At 62.4% G+C, this 1609-nt stretch carries 2 protein-coding genes and 1 pseudogene; all 3 read right to left on the bottom strand.

Features of this window, described 5'->3' with window-relative positions:
- Positions 1-340 (bottom strand): annotated as a pseudogene (locus E1809_RS26400) (amylosucrase); the annotation flags it as partial.
- 173 nt (positions 341-513) lie between these two features.
- Complete coding sequence (locus E1809_RS26395; protein ID WP_133207166.1) at positions 514-798, bottom strand: hypothetical protein; 285 nt, start codon at positions 796-798, stop codon at positions 514-516.
- Between the two features lie 117 nt (positions 799-915).
- The gene (locus E1809_RS26390; protein ID WP_205754350.1) at positions 916-1248 is read right to left on the bottom strand and encodes a hypothetical protein; all 333 of its coding nucleotides are present in this window, start codon (positions 1246-1248) and stop codon (positions 916-918) included.
- Between the last annotated feature and the right edge of the window lie 361 nt (positions 1249-1609).

Here is a 1609-nt window from a genome sequence, read left to right as displayed (position 1 = left end):
TTCCGGCATAGCGGTCCACATAGCAGACTCCGCCCAGCATCCCTTGCGCCTGGAACCAGTCCGGATCCGCCTCCCGCCGGGCATCGAGGTCCTTCAGGTCCGCGGGCCGGTCCTGCCAAGACAAGGCGCAGGCGGCGACCAGAGACGCGAGGTGCTCTGTCCAGTCCTCCCGCTCTCCGTAGAGTGAACGGAAGAGCCGCTCCAGCTCGGGGAAGTGTTTCTCGAACCGCCTGCCGAAGTCCCTCCACATGGGACCGTCGCGGTGAAGCCCCGGAACCGATTCGAGGAAATCAAGGACCCGCTGCCCTGTCGTTTGCCCGCCGCTAACCGTGATTTCCACAAAGACCTCCTAGAAAACGCATTAACACAGTGAACAACGGGCCAGCTTCTGCGGCTCGGGGACGACCTTCATGCCGTGGGCAATCAGTTGTAATTGGCTGAGCACCCAAAAATCCGTTGTCTGATAATCAAGGCAACATGGTCGGGACGCGAATACTGGCCAGAGTCCCTCGTCTACCCGTCGCCAGTGATGGTGAGGTGCCATGAGTCCGATCCGGGATCGGGGAGAAGATCCATGGTTCGAAGTTCGGATGTTGTACTGTTGCGTGCTTGGACACGCCAGCCCTCCGGTACCGCTTTACTGTTGCCCGGCGGTTCACTCCGCTCCTCCGAAAGGTTTGTCGCCGAGCCCGGGTCGATCATCCAGATGGAGTCGCCATGGCGGATGGCAAGGGGCTGCGCACGGGAGTCGAAGCGGACTTGCACTTCAGTGCCCGGGTCCTCTGCCTTGTCTGTCATGATGGTCCTCCCCCTTGTACTGACCGCCCGGAAGCCGGGCATGCTGGTTCCCGGCATTGCCGGGTTGGGAGCCACCCCCGCCGGGTTCATCCCTCCGTCGGCGGGGGTGGCAGTCTGTTAGGCGTTGACGATGAGGCCGAGTTCGGCTTTGGATGCCAGTGCAGGGTGTTTGGGGAGGACCCGGACGGTGTAGCCGAAGGAGCCGGAGCGGTTGATGAGGATGGATCCCGTGAACAGGTGCCGGCCGTTCCCGAGGTCCTCCGTTTCGCACAGTTCCAGGAGTTCCACGTCTTCGAGCGTCTCGCCCTGCCCCGCCCGCCCGTACGCTATTTCCACTGCCACGTCCTCGGGAGTGAGGTCGTGGAGGGCAACGTAGGTGTTGACCTGCAGGGTGTCGCCGATTTGTGGTTCTTCGGAGACGCCCACTGAGTCGACGTACTCGATGCGCACGTTCTCCCAGCCCTTCCGGATCTTGGTGATCCACTGGGCAAGTTCTTTGGCTTCCTTGAATGATGACTGTGACAGGTTTGGATGGCCCCGGTAGGACGGTTATTTCTGGCCCCACTTTGTGACTCGCCGGGCAGTTGCGACGGTTATGTGTGGCCCCGCCTTCAACGTTGGATTCATCAGTGGATGGATGCGGCGGAAGGCTGGTCTGGATGGAGTCGAGGGTGGAGTTGTTCGCGCGGATCCGACGCGATGCCCGGGTCGAGGGCTTGTCGGTTCGTGCGCTGGCGGCCCGGCACGGGGTGCACCGCAGGACGGTTAGGCAGGCTCTGGAATCAGCTGCACCGCCGGAGCGTAAGCCGAG

Origin of the sequence: Arthrobacter terricola, from assembly GCF_004354015.1 — a bacterium.
GTDB lineage: Bacteria > Actinomycetota > Actinomycetes > Actinomycetales > Micrococcaceae > Arthrobacter > Arthrobacter terricola.
This window is presented reverse-complemented; position numbering and strand designations above follow the sequence as displayed.

Coding starts and splice junctions, on each gene's coding strand:
- E1809_RS26395 (WP_133207166.1), bottom strand. CDS start 798: ATGACAGACAAGGCAGAGGACCCGGGCACTGAAGTGCAAGTCCGCTTC.